This is a genomic window from Hypericibacter terrae, assembly GCF_008728855.1.
In the GTDB taxonomy this organism is placed as follows: domain Bacteria; phylum Pseudomonadota; class Alphaproteobacteria; order Dongiales; family Dongiaceae; genus Hypericibacter; species Hypericibacter terrae.
Genome location: NZ_CP042906.1, coordinates 1,277,326 through 1,296,980 on the forward strand (window position 1 = coordinate 1,277,326; position 19,655 = coordinate 1,296,980).

Genomic DNA, 19,655 nt, shown 5'->3' on the forward strand with positions numbered 1-19,655 from the left:
CCAGGGCGCCCCGGATTGGCCCGTTGCCTCGCCCTTGCCCGGGGCATTAGGCTCGGGGCCCATGAACGCACCCGACGCCATTCCCCCGTCCGCCGCTTCGCGCCTGCCGGCCGATCTCCTGGCCCGGCTGGGCGGTCTCCTGGGCGACCGCTTCACGCTCGCGGCCGCCGTCCGCGCCCAGCATGGCAAGGACGAGTCCTATCATGCCGCGGCCCCGCCCGACGCCGTCGCCTTCGTGCGCTCGACCGAGGAGGTCCAGGCCGTCGTCAAGGCCTGCGCCGAGCATCGCGTGCCGGTGATCCCTTTCGGCACCGGCACCGGGCTCGAGGGCCATGTGGCGGCGCTCCATGGCGGCGTCACGATCGACCTCTCCCCGATGAACCGCATCCTGGCGGTCCATGAGGGCGATCTGGACGTGCAGGTCGAGGCCGGCGTCACCCGCAAGCAGCTCAACGCGCATCTGCGCGATTCCGGCCTGTTCTTTCCGATCGATCCCGGCGCCGATGCCAGCCTCGGCGGCATGGCCGCGACCCGCGCCTCCGGCACCAACGCGGTGCGCTACGGCACCATGCGCGAGAATGTGCTGGGGCTGACCGTGGTGCTCTCCGACGGCAGCGTCATCAAGACCGGCGGCCGCGCGCGCAAATCGGCCGCGGGCTACGACCTGACCCGCGTCTTCGTCGGCTCCGAAGGGACGCTGGGCGTGATCACCGAGGTGACGTTGCGGCTCTATGGCATTCCGCAGGCGATGTCGGCCGCGGTCTGTGCCTTCCCCACCATCGAGGACGCGGTCAACACCGTCATCGAGACGATCCAGTCCGGCATTCCGGTCGCGCGCATCGAGCTCCTCGACGAGGTCCAGCTCGACGCCATCAACCGCTATTCCAAGCTCGATTACGCGGTGCAGCCGACCTTGTTCTTCGAGTTCCACGGCACCGAGGCGGGCGTCATGGAACAGGTCGAGATGGTGAAGGCGATCACGGCCGAGCATGGCGGCAGCGCTTTCCGTTGGGCGACGCAGGCCGAGGACCGGAACAAGCTCTGGCAGGCGCGCCACAATGCCTATTACGCGGCGCTCGCGCTCCGCCCCGGTGCCAAGGGTTGGGCCACCGACGTGTGCGTGCCGATCTCGCGGCTGGCGGATTGCATCTCCGAGACCAAGCGCGAGATCCGCGAGTCCAAGATGCTGGCGCCGCTGGTCGGCCATGTCGGCGACGGCAATTTCCATCTGACCTATGTCATTGATCCGTCCGATTCAGCCGAGATGGAGACGGCCCAGCGCCTCAACGAGCGCATGGTGCATCGGGCGCTGGCCATGGGCGGCACCTGCACCGGCGAGCATGGCGTCGGCTATGGCAAGATCGATTTCGTCGAGGCGGAGCACGGGCCGGCCGTCGATGCGATGCGGCGGATCAAGCGCGCCTTCGACCCCGACAACATCATGAATCCGGGAAAGATCCTCCGAATGTAGGAGAAACCGCCCGGCCTCTCCGCCTCGTCGGCGGAGGCGCGCGGGGGTGGAGCAGCGGCAAATTATCCCCTCCCCCGCTTCGCGGGGGAGGGGACGACAAGCGACAAACGACAATCAACAAAACAAAAAAACGACAGGCGAAGGCGGACCATGATCGAAATCGACGGCTATGGCAGCGGCTGGCTCGAGGCGCGGCCGGATCTCAAATCCTTTCGCGACGAGGTCCGCGGCTTCATTCGCTCGCATCTGCCGGAAGAGATCCGCCGCCTGGTTGCCGCCGAATGCATGGAGCTGCCGCGCGAATATATTCTCCGTTGGCACCGGATTCTCTACCAGCGGGGCGGCTGGGGCTGCCCGAACTGGCCCCAGGAACATGGCGGGCCCGGCTGGAGCTTCGAGCAGCAATTCATCTTCGAGCGCGAGCTGGCGCTGGCCGATGCGCCGCGCCTGGTCTCCTTTGGCGTCACGATGCTGGGGCCGACCCTGATCGAATATGCCAGCGCCGAGCAGAAGGCGCGCTTCCTGCCGCCGATCCTGAAGGGCGAGATGCTCTGGTGCCAGGGCTTCTCGGAACCCAATTCGGGCTCCGATCTGGCCTCCCTCAAGACCCGCGCCGAACGCGAGGGCGATCATTACATCATCAACGGCACCAAGATCTGGACCACCGAGGCGCAGATCGCCGACTGGATGTTCGGCCTGTTCCGCACCGACAGCAGCGGCAAGAAGCAGCAGGGCATCACCTTCCTGCTGTTCGACATGAAGACGCCCGGCATCACCATCCGGCCGATCCGCACCTTCGATGGCGGTCACGAGGTCAACCAGGTCTTCTTCGACAATGTGAAGGTGCCGGTGGCCCAGCGACTGGGCGAGGAACATAAGGGCTGGGGCTATGCCAAATATCTGCTGAGCCTCGAGCGTTTCGGCATCGCCGAGGTGTCGCGCTCGCTGCAGACGCTGGGGCGGCTCAAATCCATCCTGCACCGTCGCCGCGCCGACGGTTCGAGCCTGATGTCGGATCACGCCTTCGGCTCGCGGCTCGCGGCCGCCGAGATCAAGCTGCGCGCGCTGGAGGCGCTGGAGCGGCGTCTTCTGTTCGGACCGGGCGGCCCCGAATCGATGGGCGCCGAGGCTTCGATCCTGAAGGTGATGGGGACCGAGCTGCAGCAGGGTCTGCTGGAGCTTCAGGTCGATGCGGTGGCGCTGGGGGCGGCTCCCGATCTGCCGGCCGAGAGCCAGGACGCGCCAAATCTGCCGCCCGAAGCCCGCTATGCCGCCCGCGCCTTCTTCAACATGCGCAAGACCTCGATCTATGGCGGCTCGAACGAGATTCAGAAGAACATCCTGACCAAAGCCGTGCTGGGGCTCGAATAGCGATGCGCATCGAACTGACCGAAGAACAGAGCCTGATCAAGGACAGCGTCGCGCGGTTCGTGGCCGAGCGTTATCCCTTCGACCGCCGCCAGAAGCTGGTCGCGACGCCGGAAGGCTACAGCGAGGAGGATTGGCGCAGCTTCGCCGAGCTGGGCTGGCTCGGCCTGCCCTTGCCCGAAACGGCCGGCGGGCTCGGCATGGGTCCGCTGGAAGTGGGCCTGGTGATGGAATCATTCGGGCGCGGACTGGTCGCCTCGCCCTATCTCGCAACCGTCCTTCTGGGCGCCGCTGTCGTGGCGGCGGCGGGTTCGGCGACACAACAATCCGAGATGCTGCCGGCGGTCGCCGAAGGCCGGATGAAGCTCACGCTCGCTTTCGCCGAGGACGACCGCCAGGACCCGGCCGCGATTGCCGCCAGCGCGGAGCTCGACGGCGGCGGCTTCCTCCTGACCGGCGTCAAGGCGGGCGTGCCTTATGCGGCCGCCGCGGACCGGATCCTGCTGGTGGCGCGCACCGGCGGCCGGCCCGGCGACGCGTCGGGGCTCTCCTTCTTCCTGGTCGATCGCCAGCAGCGCGGTCTCGAGGTCAGGGACTATGCCGCCCATGACGGCAGCCGCGTGGGCACCTTGCGGTTCGATCGCATGGCGCTGGGGCATGACCGGCTGGTGGGCCCGAAGGATGGGGCGTTCCCGATCCTGGAGGCGGTGCTCGATCGCGCCCGCGCGGCCCTCTGTGCCGAGGCCTCGGGCATTGCCAATGCCGTCTATGAGAAGACGCTGAGCTATTTCAAGACGCGCGAGCAGTTCGGGAAGCTGATCGGCAGCTTCCAGGCGCTGCAGCACCGGCTGACCGACGTCTATATGAAGGCCGAGCTGCTGCAGTCGGTCGCGGTCGATGCGGCCGAAGCGGCGGCGGCGAGCGATCCGGCGACGCGGGCGGCCGGCGTTTCCGCCGCCAAATCGCTGACCGGTACGCTGGGGCGGGAGATCGGCAAGGAAGGCGTGCAGCTCCATGGCGGCATCGGCATGACCTGGGACTACGAGGCCGGCCATTATCTCAAGCGGCTCACCTTCATCGATCTTGCCCTCGGCGATTCGCATTGGCATCTGGAGCGCTTCCGGCGCCTCTCTTCTTGATCCGCCCCTCCTCAAGGATGACCCCAAGATGACGGAAGACATCGTCCTGACGCGCCGCCACGGCGCGGTGCTCGAGATCACGCTGAACCGGCCGAAGGCCAACGCCATCAATCGCGCCATGAGCCGCGCCATCCATCGCGCGGCGAAGCAGCTTCAGGACGATCCGGCCTTGAGCGTCGGGATCGTCACGGCGGGGGGCGATCGCGTCTTCTGCGCCGGCTGGGACCTGAAGGAGGAGGCAGTCAGTTACGATCCGAGCCTCGATGTCGATCCCGAGCAGGGCAGCGGCGCCGGTGGCTTCGCCGGAATCACCGAATATTGGGGCCTCACCAAGCCGATGGTGGCGGCGGTCAATGGCGCCGCGGTGGGCGGCGGCTTCGAGATCGCGATTGCCTGCGACGTCATCATCATGGCCGAGAATGCCTTCTTCTCGCTCCCGGAGATGCAGCGCGGCATCATTCCCGATGGCGGTGCGATCCAGCGCCTGCCCCGGCTCATTCCCTATAACGTCGCCAAGGAAATGCTGCTGACCGGCCGGCGCATGGAAGCGGACGAGGCGCTGCGCTGGGGCCTGGTCCATAAGGTGGTGCCGCAGGCTGCGCTGATGGACGAGGCCCGCGCCAAGGCCGCGGAGATCGCCAAGGGCGCGCCCCTGGCGCTGCAGGCGATCAAGGAGGTGCTGCTGGCGATCGACGGCATGGGGCTGCCGGCGGCGATGAGGAAGACCAAGGCCGGCCATAGCGGCCTCGACTATTACGAACGGCTGTGGCGGTCGGAAGACATGCAGGAAGGCATGCGCGCCTTCGCCGAGAAGCGCGACCCGGTCTGGAAGGGCCGCTGACCGGGCCGTCGTCTGCCGCGGAACGGAAACCTGCGCGGCGCGTTCCAGTCGGCGGGTGGGCGGTGCGTCAATCGCTGCCCTTTTCGCCCTCTGCCGCCGGTTCCGGCGATTCCTTTACGTTCGGTTGCGGCCGCTCGACCTTCTTGCCGTCGAGGTCTCGGCTGCCGCGGTCGCGTTCAGCCTTCATCTCCAGCAATTCGGCCTTCGATCGGCCATATTTGCCGCGATTTGCCGCAGCCGCGCGCTTCTCCTCGCGGCCCTGTCGCGCCTTACGAAATTTGTTTAGATTGACCAAGTCGCCCATGGCTGCCTTTGCCCTGGGGTCGCGGCTCGCCGAAGCCGGTGGCTTCGGAGGGCCGGACCATCGGATGCGACGACAAGCCTAGCGCAAAGCCACCTCGCCCGGAAGGGGAGCGCCCGCCCCCGAGACTCCCACCCCGCACGAGAGTTGAGATGACGAAAAAAATCCTGATCGCAGTCGGTGCTCTTCTGGTGTTGGCGGTGGCCGCCCTCCTGGTCGTGCCGAGCTTCATCGACTGGAACGGATACAAGGCCCAGATCGAGTCCGAAGCCCGCAAGCAGACGGGCCGCGATCTCAGCATCGATGGCGACATCTCGCTGGCGCTGCTGCCGGCGCCGAAGCTCTCCGTCAAGGGCGTGCGGTTCGCCAATGCCGAAGGCGGCAGCGCCCCCGACATGGCGACCCTGGAATCGCTCGACGTCCGGGTGGCGCTGATGCCGCTCCTGAGCGGCAAGATCCAGGTCACGAGCCTGATCCTGGTGAAGCCCACGATCCTGCTCGAGAAGCTGCCCGACGGGCATGGCAACTGGGAGATCGCGCCCGCTGGAGAAACGGCGCCCGCGCCGAGCGAAGCGGCCCATGAGGGCATCGGCAACGGCGGCGGTCTCGCCCTTTCCTTCGACAGCGTGCGGATCGAGAACGGCACCTTCATCTATCGCGATCCGGCGGCGGGCTCGGAGCAGAAGCTCGAGGCGCTCGATTCCGAGATCCATATCGGCTCGTTTTCGGGTCCGTTCGACGCGACCGGCTCGGCGACCTATCAGGGGATCAAGGCGCGATTCGAGGCGAATGCCGGCGCCCTGTCCGCCGGCCAGCCCTCGACGGTACGGCTGAAGCTGGCGCTCGGCGACCCGGAATCGACGCTCGAATTCTCGGGCGTGGTGTCGACCGATCCGCAGGCGGGCCCGCATCTGGCCGGCAAGCTGACGGCGGGCGGCGACGATCTGAGCGCGCTCATGAAGGCGCTGTCGCCGGGCGGCAATGCGAACGCCCTGCTGAAGCAGAAGTTCTCGGCTTCCACCGACATCGATGCGGGCGTCGCCGGCGGCAGCGCCAAGAACCTGACCTTGGCGCTCGGCGATCAGCAGGCGACGGGCGAGGCCACGGTCGCGCTGGGCGACCTCATCAAGGCCAAGCTCACCCTGTCGCTGCCGCGGCTCGATCTCGACAAGCTGCTGGCCGCGGCGGCGCCACCTCCGGCCGGCGATCAGTCGCAGGCCCAGGCGCCGGTGCCGCAGACCCGCCCGCCCAGCTTCTCGCTGCCGCAGAACATCCTGGCCGATATCGATCTCGGCATCGAGGCGATCAGCTACAACAACGGCGTCGTCAACAAGGTGAGGCTGGTGGCGCAGGTCGCCAATGGCGAGGTCTCGGTCACGCGCCTCAATGCCAGCCTGCCGGGCGGCTCGGACGTCGCGCTCGCCGGCAAGCTCGCCGCTGTCGAAGGCCTGCCGAGCTTCGCCGGCACGCTCGAGCTTCATTCCGACAATCTGCGCAGCCTGCTCGAATGGCTGAAGGTGGCGATGCCGGCCATGCCGCCGGACCGGCTGCGCAAGCTGTCGCTGTCCTCGCGGGTCACCGCCACGCCGAGCCAGCTCCAGATCGCGGAGATGGACCTGCGCTTCGACTCCTCGCGGGTCGCCGGCGGCGTCGTGGTCGCGCTCCCCAATGCCGAGCGCAAGGTGCCGGGGCTCGGCATCGGGCTTGCCATCGACCAGATCAATCTCGACGCCTATCTCCCCGCGGCCGGTGCGGCCGACACGACCCTGCCCCAGACGACCCAGCCCGCAACCACCCAGCCCGGCACGACCCAGGCCGGCAGCGCCGACACGACCCAGACGGCGGACGCGAGCAAGCCCAAGCCGTCGGGCGGATTGCCGCTCGATGCGCTGAAGCCCCTGGCGGGCCTCAATGCCAATGTCGAGCTCAAGGTCGGCAGCCTGACCATGAACGAGCAGACCGCGAAGGGTGTGCATCTCGACGCCACGCTCCAGGGCGGCACGCTCACCTTGCGCGACGTCAGCGTGAAGGATTTCGCGGGCGGTTCCGGCAGTCTTTCCGGCACGGTCGCCAATCTCGCGACCGAGCCGACCCTCGACAGCCAGTTCTCCCTGAAGGTGGCCGACGCCACCCGCGTCCTTCAGTTCGCGGGCATGGACAATCCGCCGCAGAAGCTGGGCAAGCTCGCCTTCACCGGGAAGCTCTCGAGCGGCGGGCAGCAGATCGCCTATGACATCGCCTTCGACATCGCCGGCATCGGCGCCAACGGCAAGGCCAAGGGCACGGCCAGCGGCCTGGGCGCCGGCATCCCCAGGATCGATACCGATTTCGCCCTGACCGCCAAGAATGCGGGCCCGCTGCTCGAGATGGCCGGCCTCGCGGGCGCGTCCAACGCCAAGCTCGGACAGCTGGATTTCTCCGGCACGGCCAAGAGCGGCGACGACCAGATCACCTACAATGCGGTGCTGGCCCTGGCCGGCATCGTGGCCAAGGGCAGCTTCGACGGCGCAGTCTCGGGTCTCACCGGCACGCCCCATGTCGATACCCAGATCGATCTCTCGGCCGACAAGCCGGCGGCCCTCCTGGGCCTCTTCGGCGTCGACGGTCCGACCGCGGCCAAGCTTGGCGCGCTGGCGATCAAAGGTACGCTCAAGGGCGGTGCCGACGACATGGCGCTCAACCTGGCCCTGGGCGGGCTCGGCGGCAGCGCCACGCTCCAGGGCGGCATCAAGCCGATGGCGACGCCGCCCAGCTTCAACCTGGTCATGACCGCCAACCATCCCGAGCTGCGCCAGCTCGCGGCCGCCTTCGCGCCGGATGCCGCGCCCGGCAATGGCAGCCTCGGGCCGCTCAGCCTCTCGGCCACGGCGACCGGCACGACCGAGAACGCCAAGGTCACCGATCTCTCGCTCAAGATGGGCGCCAGCGATCTCGCCGGCACCGCTGAATATGCGGCACCGGCTGGCGGCCGCCCGATGCTGACGGCCAACCTCACCAGCACGATGTTCGATGTCTCGCCCTTCGTGCCGGCGTCGGCGGGCAACGGCAATTCGAAGAAGAACACACCCGCGGGCGATCGCTGGTCGAAGGAGCCGCTCGATCTCTCGGCGCTCGACAGCATGGATGCCGACGTCACCGCCAAGGCGCAGCATTTCGTGATGAACGACACCAAGATCGACAATCTGGATGCGCATCTGGTGCTCAAGAACGGCACCCTCGTCATCGACAAATTCACCGGCAACACGTTCGGCGGCGCCGTCGACCTGGCCGGCACGCTCGCCAGCCGCGGCACGCCGACCTTCCAGGGACGCTTCGCCGGCACCAATCTCAGCAGCAGCCAGTTGATGGGGGCGGGCCTGCTCGCCGACCGGATCACGGGGCCGGTCTCGGTCACGACCGACCTCAACGCCGCTGGCGCTTCCATGAACGAGCTGGTGAACAGCCTCAACGGCAACGGCAACCTCAACGGCAATATCACCGTCCTGAGCAAGATCGAGCAGCAGGTGGGCTCGGTCGGTCTCAATCTGCTGGGCTCGCTGGCCCAGCAGAAGCTGGGCGGCGTAGGCACGCAGATCCAGGGACTGACCCAGGTGGCGGACACCGCCTATCGCGCCTTCACCGGCGTGCCGAACAGTCTCACCGGCGATTTCCTGATCCGGGACGGCAAGGTGACGACCGACAATCTGGCGCTCGCCAACGCCAATGCGCGGGCGCTGGCGCAAGGCGCGGCCGACCTGCCGGATTGGACGATCGATTTCCTCGCCACGGTGTTCCGGGCGCCGGACCTCAATCAGCCCTTCCTGCAGCTCAATCTGAACGGGTTGCTCGACGCGCCCAACACCAAGTTCAAGGCCTTCCAGGGCACCAATGCGAGCGCGCCGGCCGCCAGCGATCTGCTGCAGCAGGTCCTGCCCAGCGGCACCGGCAACAACGGCACGCAGAAGCCCTCGACCATCTGGCAGCAGATCCTGCCGGGGGTGCTGGGCACCGGCGGTGGCGGATCGGGAACCGGCACGCCGGCGGCTGTGCCCAGCAGCAACGAGCCCGGCGCCGGCGGCGTCAATGCCGCGCCGGTCACGAGCACGCCGACGGTGACGGCACCCGCGGTGACCGCGCCTTCGGTCACGACCACGCCACCGGCCAATGACAATACGAGCGTGGAGCCGGGGGCCGCCGGCGTCACCGGAACGCCGCCGGCGCCGGCGACCGATGTCGCCCCGGCCCAGCCCGACAGCACGACCCCGGAGCCCAGCAGCGAGCCCGGGGCGGCCGGCGTCAGTGGCGGCAGCACGCAGAACAATCTGCAGCCCACGCAGCCGAGCGGGGGCCTCAACAACCTGCTCCAGGGGATCCTCAAGCAGCAGAATCAGCAGCAATAGCCGTTCGATCTAGGCCGAGGTCGGGGGCCGGCGCCATGCCGGCCCCTTTTTCATCGGACGCTCTTGACCTTGCCCCAGGGGGAAGCCCCATCTCGGCTCCATCGACCATCCGGGAAGGAGCGAGGACCATGTTGAAATTCAGAGTCGACGGCATGAATTGCGGCCATTGCGCCGGCACCATCCGCCATGCGCTGTCGCGGCTGGCGCCGGAAAGCGCCATCGCGGTCGATCTCGAGCGCGGCGAGGTGTCGCTCGCGGCCGATCTCGACCCGACCGCCGCCACCGCGGCGATGAAGGCTGCGGGCTACGACGCGGTCGTCGTCTGAGCGGCCGGCTCGCGACCGGGGCGGCGGCATGTTTTCTGTCTCACGACGCGATTTCCTCCGCGGCACGGGTGTCGCCGCGCTGGGTACGATTCTGCCCCTGGCGGGATCCCGGGCGGCGGGCGGCGATTTCGTCACCCTCCGCGCCGAGACGCGCCAGCTCGAGATCGACGGTCGTGCGGCAACCGTGTTCGGGCTTCGCCAGCGCGATGGGCGTCCGGGCCTGACCGCCAAGGTCGGCGAGGATTTCGCCGTGCGCCTCGAGAATGCCCTGACCGTCCCGACCTCGGTCCATTGGCATGGATTGACGCCGCCCTGGCGGCAGGATGGCGTCTCGGGCGTGTCGCAGGATCCGCTGCCGCCCGCCACGTCGCAGGACTATCGCTTTCCCCTGACGCGCGCCGGCAGCTTCTGGATGCATTCGCATGAGGGCCTGCAGGAGCAGTTGCTCCTGGCAGCGCCTCTGATCGTCGAGGAGGCTTCGCCGCGCGACGAGCAGGATGTCGTGGTGATGCTGCATGATTTTTCGTTCCGCGCGCCTGACGAGATCCTGGCCGCGCTGAGAGCATCGCCGGCCATGAGCGGCCATGACATGAGCATGCCTGGCATGGACCCGGGATCGATGCCCGGCATGAGCGGCGCCATGATGGACGGGATGACGATGTCGGGCGGCGGCATGGCGATGGACGCCAACGACATCGAGTTCGACGCCTATCTGGCCAATGACCGGACTCTGGACGATCCGGAGCAGGTCGCGGTCGAGCGCGGCGGGCGGGTGCGCCTGCGTATCATCAACGCGGCGGCCGCGACCGGCTTCACGGTCGATCTGGGGTCCCTCGACGGCAGCCTGGTCGCCGTGGACGGAATCCCGATTGTCCCCGTCGCCGGGCGCCGCTTTCCGATCGCGATCGCGCAGCGTCTCGATATCCGCGTGGATATCCCACGCGACGGCGCCGCGGTGCCGATCCTGGCCTTGCGGGAAGGCGCGCCCCAGCGCACCGGCATCCTGCTCTGCCCGCCGGGCGGTGCCGTCAAAGCGATTTCCTCGCGCGGCGAGTCAGCAGGGCCTCGTCTCGACCTCGAGCTCGAACGGAACCTGCGCAGCCTGGAACCGCTGGCGCCGCGCCCGGTCGATCGCGCCCTGACGCTTGCCTTGACCGGCGGCATGGCCGGCTATCGCTGGGGGCTCGACGCGTCGAGCGGGCCGGGGCCCTTGCCGGCCAAGGCGGGCGAGCGGATCGAGATCGCCATGGTCAACCGGACCATGATGGCGCATCCGATGCATCTGCATGGCCACAGCTTCCAGGTGGTCGCGATCGACGGCCGGCGAATGGCGGGCGCGCTTCGCGATACCGTCCTGGTGCCGCCAGGCAAGACGGTCACGATCGCCTTCGACGCGAACAATCCGGGTCATTGGGCGTTCCACTGCCACCTGCTCTACCACATGGTGGCAGGCATGATGACCACGCTGGCCTATGAGGGCGTGGCCTAGGGACCGGGTACACTCTGCTCGAGCACGAAGACGCGCACGGCGCTCGAGAGATTGCCCGCGGGCTCGCCGCGCTCGGCGCGCGCGGAATCGATCGCCTCGATCAGCGCGCCCACCGACTGCCCGCGCCCGGCCGCGATCGCCTGCAGGCGATGCCAGAAGGCGTCCTCCAGCGACAGGCTGGTGCGATGGCCGGCGATGGTGATCGAATGCTTGCGCAGCCTGCTGCCCGCCAGATCGCCGCCGCCACCGCCCAGGGCCATGGCGCGCCGGCCGGTCTCAGCGCGGTCCCAGCATGTCCTGCGGCCGCAGGATCTTGTCGAACTGCTCGCCGGTCAGAAGCTTCAGCGCGACGACGGCTTCGCGCAGGCTGGTGCCTTCGGCATGGGCCTTCTTCGCGACCTTGGCCGCGTTGTCATAGCCGATATGCGGGTTGAGCGCCGTCACCAGCATCAGCGACTGCTCGAGCTGCTGCTGGATGCGGGCCTTGTTCGCCGTGATGCCGACCACGCAATTGTCGGCGAAGCTGCGGCAGGCATCGGCGATCAACTGACCGGACTGCAGCAGATTGTGGATGATGACCGGCTTGAACACGTTGAGCTCGAGATGGCCGTTGCTGCCCGCGACCGTGATGGCGACATTGTTGCCCATCACCTGGCAGGCGACCATGGTGAGCGCCTCGGCCTGGGTCGGATTGACCTTGCCCGGCATGATCGATGAGCCGGGCTCGTTCTCCGGCAGATGGATCTCGCCGATGCCGGAGCGCGGCCCCGAGCCCAACAGCCGCATGTCGTTCGCGATCTTCATCAGCGAGCAGGCGAGCACGTTGTAGGCGCCGGAGAGCTCGACCAGCGCGTCATGCGCCGCGAGCGCTTCGAACTTGTTCTTGGCCGAGGTGAAGGGCAATCCGGTCAGTTTCTTGAGCTCCTCCACGAAGGCCTTGTCGAAGCCCTTCGCCGCGTTGAGGCCGGTGCCGACGGCGGTGCCGCCCTGCGCCACCTGATAGACGCGGGGCAGGCAGGCCTTCACCCGGTCGATGCCGTTGCGGACCTGCTGCGCATAGCCGCCGAATTCCTGGCCGAGCGTGACCGGGGTCGCATCCTGGAGATGGGTGCGGCCGATCTTGATGATCTTGGCGAATTCCTTGGACTTGGCCTCGAGCGCGCCGGCGAGATGATCGAGCGCCGGCAGCACCGCGTCCTGGACCTGGCGCACGGCGGCGATATGCATCGCGGTCGGGAAGCTGTCGTTCGAGGACTGGCCGTAATTGACCTGGTCGTTCGGATGGATCGGCTTCTTGTCGCCGCGCTTGCCGCCCAGCATCTCGTTGGCGCGGTTGGCGATGACCTCGTTGGCATTCATGTTGGTCTGGGTCCCGGAGCCGGTCTGCCAGACGACCAGCGGGAAATGATCGTCGAGCTTGCCCGCGGCGACCTCGCCCGCGGCGTCGACGATTGCCTTGCCGAGCTTCTTGTCGAGCTTGCCGAGCTTCATGTTGGCCTGCGCCGCCGCCTGCTTCAGCAGCCCATAGGCATGGATCAGCAGGGCCGGCATGCGCTGGCCGCCGATCCGGAAGTTCTCGAGCGAGCGCTGGGTCTGAGCCCCCCACAGCCGGTCGTCGGGCACCGCCACATTGCCCATCGAATCGCTTTCCATGCGGGTCTTGGTCGTCATGCGGTCGCTCCTTGAATGAACCCCCGGCGGGACCAGGGCCCCCGGCCGTCTCCATGCCGGCACTCTTCTAGCGGCAATCGGGGTCAGGGAAAAGAAGGAGGAAGAGGACGCGATCTGTCCCTTCCCCGGCACGGGAGAAGGTTAGGAAGGGGGCTGCGCGGTATTCGATAGCGAGCGGCCCCCTCCTTGATCCTCCCCCGCGGAGCGGGGGAGGAAACAACTTCTTTCTTCCCCAGTCAGTGCCGTCTGCGCGTCGCCCTCTTCTTCGCGGCCGCCTTCGGGCGCGGCGCCTTCGCTTTTCCCGTGGCGATCGCGGCGGCCCGGGATTTGAGCGCCCAGGCGCGCAATTCCTCGCCGTCCTCGATGATCTCGTCGGGCAGCCGCCAGAAGGACAGCGCCACCTCCTGCCCCATCCGCGCATAGGTGAAAGGCTCGGAACCGGCGGCCTCGAAATCGGGCCGGTTGCGCGCATCGACCTTCAGATAGAGCACGTCCTCGTCGAGGATCCCGATCATCAGCCCGTCGAGGAACAGACCCGCCCCGCCGAACATACGGCGCAGGCTGACCTGGCCCAGGGAACCCAGCTCGTCGAGGAGATAGGTGCCGTAGCCGCTGCTCATAAGTCGCTGTCTCGAATTCGATGACGATCCGAAAGCCGGAGGAAGGGTGCCCGCAGCGCATGCCGTGCCGCGATCAGCGCCATGACGATCGCCGCGTCGGGCCGGCCGCCATAATAGCGCCGGAAATAATGCCGGAAACTCGCCAGCTTGTGGCGCTCGACCGCCAGGGACGGCGCGTCCGAGGAACCGCCCTCATGCTCCACCGCGATCTGCGGCAGGAACCAGACGGTGCCGCCGCGCTCGCGCAGGCGCCGGCAGAGATCGATATCCTCGACATGCAGGAAATAGCTCTCGTCGAACCCGCCGAGCGCGCGGAAGTCGGCGGCGGGGATGAGGAGACAGGCGCCGCTGACCGTCGGCAGCTCGATCGGGTCCGGCGGCAGCGGCCGCCGGTGGCGGTTGAAGCTGCCGAATCCCAGCGCATCGCCCAGCGCGCGCGAGGGCGTCAGCTCGCCGCGCCGGCCGCCCCGCCGCTCGACCCCGTCCGCGCCGACGAGCCGCGCGCCGGCGATCCAGGGCTGCGGCTTGTCTTGCATGGCGCCCAGCATGCCGGCGATGCCGTCCGCCATCAGGACGGCGTCGGGATTGAGGAACAGCAGGAGCTCGCCTCGAGCCGCGGCGGCCGCGCGATTGCAGCCGGCGGCGAAGCCCAGATTCCGCTCGCTGCGGATCAGGCGAATTTTGTCGGCCATCGCCAACCGGTCCAACTCGGCGCCAACATTGGGTGGGTTGCCGTTGTCCACCAGCAGGATCTCGCGCAGGCCCCGCTGGGCTTTCAGCGCGTCGAGCGCCCGCCACAGCACGGCCCCCGAATGATAGCTCACCAGAATGGCGCTGACGGGAGCCTCGCTCATGAGCGGGTCTCGGATCCGCCCGCGACCGGCCGCAGAACGGGGCGCCGGCCGAGCAGCGCGAGCGGCGACCAGCTCAAGGCGCCCGCGATCGCGCACAGCGAGGCGCGTCGCTGACGTTGAATCTCCTGCCGGCTGCGCCAGATCGGACCCAGGCCGGCAAGGGCTGCGGTCAATCCGCGCCAGCAGGGCCCGATCTTTGTGGCGCTGCCGGGCCTGAGACTCAGCAGCAGCAGCAAGGCGAGCGCCGCGAGATGCAAGGGCACCAACGGCCAGAACAAGGGCCCCGGCATGTTCTTGACGAAGACCCAGCTGCGGTTGCGCCAGCCATGGAACAGGGTGAAATCGCTGCTGCGGCCGGTGGTGGCCGAGCCCGCGTGATGCACCACGGCATCGGCGACCTGCAGCGCGCGCTGGCCCTGGAGCCGCAGGCGGAAGGCGAGGTCGATATCCTCGACATAGCAGAAGAAGCGCTCGTCGAGGCCGCCGGCCGCACGGAAATCGTCATGCCGATAGAGCGCCGCCGCGGCGCAGGGGCTGAAGACCTCGCCGCCCGGTGCGGGATTCGTCACCGGCTGGCCGAAGCCGCCGCGCCAGACGATGCCGCTCGCATGATAGACGTCGCCCAGCCCATCCCAGCGCGCCTCGTCGTCGAGCTGGATCTGGGTGGAACCGAACATGGCGATGTCGGGATGGGCCCGTGTCGCGGCCATGAGGCGTTCGAGCCAGTCCGGTGCCGCGATCGCATCGGGATTGAGCAGCGCGATCCAGGGCGCGGTCGTGGCAGCGGCGCCGCGATTGTTGGCGGCGGCAAAGCCCAGATTCCTGCCGGTGGCGAGGACGCGGAACGGCGCCGCCAGGACGCCGAGGCTTTGCACGGCGCCGTCGGTCGAGCCGTTGTCGACGATGATCGCCTCGAAATCGGTCCAATGCTGGCGTCGCAAGGCGTCGATGCAGCGAGCCAGATAGGCGCCCGGATTATAGGCGACGACGATGACGCAGACGGCCGGGCCGGAAGCGGGGAGGGCAGCGTTGCTCGTTTCGGACAAGCGGGGTGCGGCAGCCGCTTACTTTTTGCGGAAGGCGTCGAGCGTCACCACTTCGGCGCCCTTGGCGTCGGCCGGGGCCGAGGCTGGAGCCGGGGCGGGTGCCGGAACGCCCGTGCGCGGCTGCGGGGCGATGCTGCGCTCGGCCGACGCCTCGTTGCCGTTGCCGGGGCGCGCCTCGAACTGCAGGCCGAACTTGCAGGAGGGATCGGCGAAGGCGGTCAGGGCCGCGAAGGGGATGACCAGCCGCTCCTGCTGATTGTTGAAGCTCAAGGTGATGCGCAGCGTCTCGCGATCGACCTCCAGCCCCCAGAACTGGTGCTGGACGACGATCGTCATCTCCTTGGGATATTGCTGGCGCAGCCGGGTCGGGATGAGGACGTCCGGCCGGTCGGTGCGGAAGGTGATGTAGAAATGATGCGCGCCCGGCAGGCCGCGTTCCGCGACCAGCGCCAGGGACCGCCGCACGACATCGCGCAGCGCTGTCTCGACCATTTCCTCGTAACGCAAGAAATCTTCGGCCATGCTCGCCGTCGTCCCCCTCAATCCCGTCAGTCACGTCGCTGCTTCTTGTCTTATCCAGACCGGCAGCTTGAGCCAAGTGGGGGGCTTCTGTTGCCCGGTGCCCCCCGAACCGCGCTTACCTAGTTGTTAGGCAGCGAGAGCCAGACGAGTATTGTCGTTGGCACTTCTGTGTTGGCCCGATAACGGCGGAACCATGCCGGGCAAAAACGTTAGCTTTACCACGCGCGTCGATCCTATTTCGCCCCCATGGAGCCGCTCCGGAAGGTCCCCTCGAGGGACGATGTCGGAAGCGGCGAATTGGTGGAGGCGCCGGGTACCGCCCCCGGGTCCGCAACGCTTATTCCATAACGCGTTTATCGCCATAGTCGGTTTCCCGACCCCCTCAATATAGGGTGCGCGAGGGCGAATCGGAAGGGTTGCTTGTCGGGCCGGAACCGCCTCGATTCGCTGGGCTTTTCGAAGCGTGCACCAGGATTTGCCTGGGCCCCGGTGCCGCTTGTGGCCGGCACCGCATCGAGCGGTTAGATTGCGTCCGCTGGCGGCCCGTCCCTTGGGCCGCAAGATTCGCGAAAAGGACCCCGCCCACCGCCATGGCGCTCACGCCCCAACAGCAAGCCGAAATCGACGCCCAGCGCAGTGCCAGCGCCACCACGCGCCGCCCGACCGTGCCGGCCCTCGAGGAGATCCTCTATCAGGCCCTGCCGGTGCTGGACCGCGGCTTCGTCCGCGTCATCGACTATATGGGCGACGATGCCGCCGTGGTTCAGGCGGCGCGGGTCTCTTACGGCCGCGGCACCAAGAAGGTCAGCGAGGATCGCGGCCTGATCCATTATCTGCTGCGCCACCGCCACTCGACCCCGTTCGAGATGTGCGAGATCAAGTTCCACGTCAAGCTGCCGATCTTCGTGGCGCGCCAATGGATCCGCCACCGCACCGCCAATGTGAACGAATATTCTGCGCGCTATTCGGTGCTCGACAACGAGTTCTATATCCCGGCGCCGGAGCAGCTCGCGGCCCAGTCGGTCGCCAACCGCCAGGGGCGGGGGGATGTGCTCGAAGGCGCCGAGGCGCAGCGCGTGCTCACGCTGTTGCGCGAAGATGCGGCGCGCTCCTACGCCCACTACGAGGAGATGCTGAACGAGCGCGAGGACGGCAGCCGTCCCGACGAGGGCCGGCAGGGCCTGGCGCGCGAGCTGGCGCGGATGAATCTCTCGCTCAATTTCTATACGCAATGGTACTGGAAGACCGATCTCCACAATCTGCTGCATTTCCTGTCGCTGCGCGCCGATCCGCATGCGCAGTACGAGATCCGGGTCTATGCCGAGCGGATGCTGGACGTGGTGGCGAAATGGGTTCCGATCACGCATGAAGCCTTCGTCCAGCACCGGCTTCATGCCGTGACCCTGTCGGCGGCTGCCATGGCCGCGGTCAAACGGATGCTGGCGGGCGAAACCGTCACCGCCGAGAACAGCGGGCTGGGAAAGCGCGAATGGGCCGAGCTTCAGGCCGAGTTGGCCCGCAAGGAATCCTGACGGCCTGACAACCCCCGCGAGACGCGGCCATGCTGCCGACGTCGCGACATCGAGAAGGAGTGACCCTCATGTCGGACGATTCCCGACTGTCTCCCGGCGACGATCCCTGGCAGATCCGCGACCAGGCGGGCCTGCGCGCCCTCTTCGGCGAGGTCGATGGCGGTGCCGCGCGCAAATCGATCCCGTTCCTGGATCGTCATTGCCGCGGCTTCATCGGGCTGTCGCCCTTCCTTTGTCTCGGCACCTTCGGCGCCGACGGCCGCGCCGATGTCTCTCCGCGCGGCGATCAGCCGGGCTTCGTCCAGATCCTCGACGACCGCACGCTGGCGATCCCCGACCGGCCGGGCAACAACCGGCTCGACAGCCTGACCAACATCGTCGGCAATCCGCAGGTGGGGATGATCTTCCTCATCCCGGGATTCGAGGACACGCTGCGGGTCAATGGCAAGGCGGTCCTGACCCGCGATCCGGCGCTGCTTGGCGGCATGGCGGTCAACAACAAGGAACCCAAGGTCGCCATCAAAGTCGCGGTCGAGGAAGCGTTCCTCCACTGCGCCAAGGCTTTCAAGCGCTCGCGGCTCTGGGATCCGACGGCCCAGGTCGATCGCAAGACCATGCCCAGCCTGGTGCGCATGATCATGGAGCAGATCGCGGAAGCCGAGACGCGCCAGCCGCCGAAGGTCGACGACGCCCTGGTCGCGGCCTACGAGTGCGAGGTCGAGGAGGATTACCGGACGAATTTGTATTGAGGACTCGATTATGTCCCCTCTCCCGCTTCGCGGGAGAGGGCTAGGGAGAGGGCTGCGCGGTCTTCGACAGCGAGCAGCCCCCTCCTTAGTCCTCCCCCGAAGGCGGGGGAGGAGACAATAATTCTAACTCTCTCCCTACTGAATCACGATCCGCGGGGCCGTGCGCTGGGCGCCGGCGAGTTTGGCCCAGACGCGCTCGGCGATGGCGCGGTAGGTCTTGGCATGCGGACTGTCGGGCTGCGATACGGTGATGGGATGGCCGCCATCCGAGGTCTCGCGGATCGCCATGTCGAGCGGCAGCTCACCCAGGAACTCCACGCCGAGCCGCTCGGCCTCCAGCCTCGCGCCGCCATGGCTGAAGATGTCGCTGCGCTCGCCGCAATGGGGGCAGGTGAAGTAGCTCATATTCTCGATGATGCCGAGCACCGGCACCTCGACCTTGCGGAACATGTTGAGGCCCTTGCGCGCATCGAGCAGCGCGATGTCCTGCGGCGTCGAGACGATGATGGCGCCCGAGAGCGGCACCTGCTGCGCCATGGTGAGCTGCGCGTCGCCGGTGCCGGGTGGCAGATCCGCCACCAGCACGTCGAGCTCGCCCCATTCGACATCGCGCAGCATCTGGTTGATGGCGCTCATCACCATCGGCCCGCGCCAGATCATCGGCGTCTCCTCGGGCACCATGAAGCCGATCGACATCACCTTGATGCCGTAATTCTCGAGCGGGTTGAGCCGCTTTCCGTCGGCGGAGGTCGGCTTGCCGGAGATGCCCATCATGCGCGGCTGCGAGGGGCCATAGATGTCGGCGTCGAGCAGCCCGACGCGCAGGCCGATCGCCTTCAGCGCCAGCGCCAGATTGACCGCGGTGGTGGATTTGCCGACGCCGCCCTTGCCGCTGGCGACCGCCACGATATGGCGCACGCCGGCGACCGCGGCCTTCTGGCCGGCGGCCGGCGCGGGAGCGCCGTGCGAATGGCCGGCATGAGACGACGGGGACTGGGCTGCGGCCGGTGCCGGACCACCGCGATGGGCTGTCAGGACTGCCGTCACCGACAAAACCCCCGAGAGTGAGTTCACCGCCTTTTCGGCCGCGCGGCGCAGCGGTTCCATCTGGGCGGCGCGCTTGGGGTCGATCTCGATGGCAAAGCCGACATTGCCCTCCTTGACCACGACGCCGGAAATCATGCCCAGCGCGACGATGTCGCCGCGGCCGTCGGGACCGGGGACGCCCTTCAGGGCGTCGAGAATGGCGGCTTGGTTAAGGGCGGACATGCTTGAACAACTCCAATGGGATCACAATATGGCCGAGGGCGGGGGCGTGCGCCGGTTGCCCATGGCAACCGGCTGTCA

Annotated in this window: 17 protein-coding genes and 1 other RNA gene; 9 read left to right on the plus strand and 9 right to left on the minus strand. The window is 67.8% G+C overall.

The window, feature by feature from the left end:
- The first annotated feature begins 61 nt into the window (after nt 1-61).
- The 4 genes from FRZ44_RS05850 (at nt 62) to FRZ44_RS05865 (ending at nt 4,819) form a co-directional block, all read left to right on the plus strand.
- On the plus strand, nt 62-1,471 hold the full coding sequence (locus FRZ44_RS05850) for an FAD-linked oxidase C-terminal domain-containing protein (RefSeq protein ID WP_151176301.1): 1,410 nt from the start codon (nt 62-64) through the stop codon (nt 1,469-1,471).
- 150 nt (nt 1,472-1,621) lie between these two features.
- Nucleotides 1,622-2,842: an acyl-CoA dehydrogenase family protein gene (locus FRZ44_RS05855; RefSeq protein ID WP_151176302.1), complete on the plus strand. Its 1,221-nt coding sequence runs from the start codon at nt 1,622-1,624 to the stop codon at nt 2,840-2,842.
- Nucleotides 2,843-2,844: 2 nt separating this feature from the next.
- Nucleotides 2,845-3,978, plus strand: a complete 1,134-nt coding sequence (locus tag FRZ44_RS05860; protein ID WP_151176303.1) for an acyl-CoA dehydrogenase family protein — start codon at nt 2,845-2,847, stop codon at nt 3,976-3,978.
- 28 nt (nt 3,979-4,006) lie between these two features.
- Nucleotides 4,007-4,819, plus strand: coding sequence for an enoyl-CoA hydratase-related protein (locus FRZ44_RS05865; RefSeq protein WP_151176304.1), 813 nt, complete (start codon nt 4,007-4,009; stop codon nt 4,817-4,819).
- Nucleotides 4,820-4,886: 67 nt separating this feature from the next.
- Here FRZ44_RS05865 and FRZ44_RS05870 read toward each other — a convergent pair whose 3' ends face one another.
- Nucleotides 4,887-5,123, minus strand: a complete 237-nt coding sequence (locus tag FRZ44_RS05870) for a DUF4169 family protein (RefSeq protein WP_151176305.1) — start codon at nt 5,121-5,123, stop codon at nt 4,887-4,889.
- 149 nt (nt 5,124-5,272) lie between these two features.
- On the opposite strand from FRZ44_RS05870, the gene FRZ44_RS05875 reads away from it, so the two are divergent.
- The 3 genes from FRZ44_RS05875 to FRZ44_RS05885 all read left to right on the plus strand — a co-directional run bounded on the left by FRZ44_RS05875 (nt 5,273) and on the right by FRZ44_RS05885 (nt 11,314).
- Nucleotides 5,273-9,499 (plus strand): AsmA family protein, encoded by a 4,227-nt coding sequence (locus FRZ44_RS05875; RefSeq protein WP_151176306.1) that lies wholly within the window; start codon nt 5,273-5,275, stop codon nt 9,497-9,499.
- A 128-nt stretch (nt 9,500-9,627) separates the two neighbouring features.
- The gene (locus tag FRZ44_RS05880) at nt 9,628-9,825 is read left to right on the plus strand and encodes a heavy-metal-associated domain-containing protein (protein ID WP_191908438.1); all 198 of its coding nucleotides are present in this window, start codon (nt 9,628-9,630) and stop codon (nt 9,823-9,825) included.
- A gap of 28 nt (nt 9,826-9,853) precedes the next feature.
- Nucleotides 9,854-11,314: a multicopper oxidase family protein gene (locus tag FRZ44_RS05885; protein ID WP_151176308.1), complete on the plus strand. Its 1,461-nt coding sequence runs from the start codon at nt 9,854-9,856 to the stop codon at nt 11,312-11,314.
- On the opposite strand, the gene FRZ44_RS05890 is transcribed toward FRZ44_RS05885, so the two are convergent.
- From FRZ44_RS05890 to ssrA, 7 genes are all read right to left on the minus strand, one after another.
- Nucleotides 11,311-11,574: a ribbon-helix-helix domain-containing protein gene (locus FRZ44_RS05890; protein WP_151176309.1), complete on the minus strand. Its 264-nt coding sequence runs from the start codon at nt 11,572-11,574 to the stop codon at nt 11,311-11,313. The genes FRZ44_RS05885 and FRZ44_RS05890 overlap by 4 nt on opposite strands.
- Before the next feature lie 16 nt (nt 11,575-11,590).
- The gene (gene fumC, locus FRZ44_RS05895; protein ID WP_151176310.1) at nt 11,591-12,985 is read right to left on the minus strand and encodes a class II fumarate hydratase; all 1,395 of its coding nucleotides are present in this window, start codon (nt 12,983-12,985) and stop codon (nt 11,591-11,593) included.
- 236 nt (nt 12,986-13,221) lie between these two features.
- Complete coding sequence (locus FRZ44_RS05900; RefSeq protein ID WP_151176311.1) at nt 13,222-13,605, minus strand: TfoX/Sxy family protein; 384 nt, start codon at nt 13,603-13,605, stop codon at nt 13,222-13,224.
- A complete protein-coding gene (locus FRZ44_RS05905; protein ID WP_151176312.1) occupies nt 13,602-14,459 on the minus strand; it encodes a glycosyltransferase in 858 nt (285 codons plus the stop codon). Before FRZ44_RS05905 ends, FRZ44_RS05900 begins: the two co-directional genes overlap by 4 nt.
- The gene (locus tag FRZ44_RS05910; RefSeq protein ID WP_151176313.1) at nt 14,456-15,505 is read right to left on the minus strand and encodes a glycosyltransferase family 2 protein; all 1,050 of its coding nucleotides are present in this window, start codon (nt 15,503-15,505) and stop codon (nt 14,456-14,458) included. The genes FRZ44_RS05905 and FRZ44_RS05910 overlap by 4 nt, the downstream gene beginning before the upstream one ends.
- A gap of 18 nt (nt 15,506-15,523) precedes the next feature.
- Nucleotides 15,524-16,027, minus strand: a complete 504-nt coding sequence (locus FRZ44_RS05915) for an SspB family protein (protein ID WP_151176314.1) — start codon at nt 16,025-16,027, stop codon at nt 15,524-15,526.
- 75 nt (nt 16,028-16,102) lie between these two features.
- Nucleotides 16,103-16,444, minus strand: a transfer-messenger RNA (tmRNA) gene (gene ssrA, locus FRZ44_RS05920).
- 173 nt (nt 16,445-16,617) lie between these two features.
- On the opposite strand from ssrA, the gene thyX reads away from it, so the two are divergent.
- Both thyX and FRZ44_RS05930 read left to right on the plus strand, forming a co-directional pair.
- Nucleotides 16,618-17,559 (plus strand): FAD-dependent thymidylate synthase, encoded by a 942-nt coding sequence (thyX, locus tag FRZ44_RS05925; RefSeq protein WP_151176315.1) that lies wholly within the window; start codon nt 16,618-16,620, stop codon nt 17,557-17,559.
- A gap of 68 nt (nt 17,560-17,627) precedes the next feature.
- Nucleotides 17,628-18,308 (plus strand): pyridoxamine 5'-phosphate oxidase family protein, encoded by a 681-nt coding sequence (locus FRZ44_RS05930; protein ID WP_151176316.1) that lies wholly within the window; start codon nt 17,628-17,630, stop codon nt 18,306-18,308.
- Nucleotides 18,309-18,443: 135 nt separating this feature from the next.
- On the opposite strand, the gene apbC is transcribed toward FRZ44_RS05930, so the two are convergent.
- Nucleotides 18,444-19,577, minus strand: a complete 1,134-nt coding sequence (apbC, locus tag FRZ44_RS05935; RefSeq protein WP_151176317.1) for an iron-sulfur cluster carrier protein ApbC — start codon at nt 19,575-19,577, stop codon at nt 18,444-18,446.
- Nucleotides 19,578-19,655 lie beyond the last annotated feature (78 nt).

What these genes read in the sequence shown, in the direction of transcription:
- FRZ44_RS05850 (WP_151176301.1), top strand. Translation starts at nt 62, where the DNA reads ATGAACGCACCCGACGCCATTCCCCCGTCCGCCGCTTCGCGCCTGCCG.
- FRZ44_RS05855 (WP_151176302.1), top strand. Translation starts at nt 1,622, where the DNA reads ATGATCGAAATCGACGGCTATGGCAGCGGCTGGCTCGAGGCGCGGCCG.
- FRZ44_RS05860 (WP_151176303.1), top strand. Translation starts at nt 2,845, where the DNA reads ATGCGCATCGAACTGACCGAAGAACAGAGCCTGATCAAGGACAGCGTC.
- FRZ44_RS05865 (WP_151176304.1), top strand. Translation starts at nt 4,007, where the DNA reads ATGACGGAAGACATCGTCCTGACGCGCCGCCACGGCGCGGTGCTCGAG.
- FRZ44_RS05870 (WP_151176305.1), bottom strand. Translation starts at nt 5,123, where the DNA reads ATGGGCGACTTGGTCAATCTAAACAAATTTCGTAAGGCGCGACAGGGC.
- FRZ44_RS05875 (WP_151176306.1), top strand. Translation starts at nt 5,273, where the DNA reads ATGACGAAAAAAATCCTGATCGCAGTCGGTGCTCTTCTGGTGTTGGCG.
- FRZ44_RS05880 (WP_191908438.1), top strand. Translation starts at nt 9,628, where the DNA reads ATGTTGAAATTCAGAGTCGACGGCATGAATTGCGGCCATTGCGCCGGC.
- FRZ44_RS05885 (WP_151176308.1), top strand. Translation starts at nt 9,854, where the DNA reads ATGTTTTCTGTCTCACGACGCGATTTCCTCCGCGGCACGGGTGTCGCC.
- FRZ44_RS05890 (WP_151176309.1), bottom strand. Translation starts at nt 11,574, where the DNA reads ATGGCCCTGGGCGGTGGCGGCGGCGATCTGGCGGGCAGCAGGCTGCGC.
- fumC (WP_151176310.1), bottom strand. Translation starts at nt 12,985, where the DNA reads ATGACGACCAAGACCCGCATGGAAAGCGATTCGATGGGCAATGTGGCG.
- FRZ44_RS05900 (WP_151176311.1), bottom strand. Translation starts at nt 13,605, where the DNA reads ATGAGCAGCGGCTACGGCACCTATCTCCTCGACGAGCTGGGTTCCCTG.
- FRZ44_RS05905 (WP_151176312.1), bottom strand. Translation starts at nt 14,459, where the DNA reads ATGAGCGAGGCTCCCGTCAGCGCCATTCTGGTGAGCTATCATTCGGGG.
- FRZ44_RS05915 (WP_151176314.1), bottom strand. Translation starts at nt 16,027, where the DNA reads ATGGCCGAAGATTTCTTGCGTTACGAGGAAATGGTCGAGACAGCGCTG.
- thyX (WP_151176315.1), top strand. Translation starts at nt 16,618, where the DNA reads ATGGCGCTCACGCCCCAACAGCAAGCCGAAATCGACGCCCAGCGCAGT.
- FRZ44_RS05930 (WP_151176316.1), top strand. Translation starts at nt 17,628, where the DNA reads ATGTCGGACGATTCCCGACTGTCTCCCGGCGACGATCCCTGGCAGATC.
- apbC (WP_151176317.1), bottom strand. Translation starts at nt 19,577, where the DNA reads ATGTCCGCCCTTAACCAAGCCGCCATTCTCGACGCCCTGAAGGGCGTC.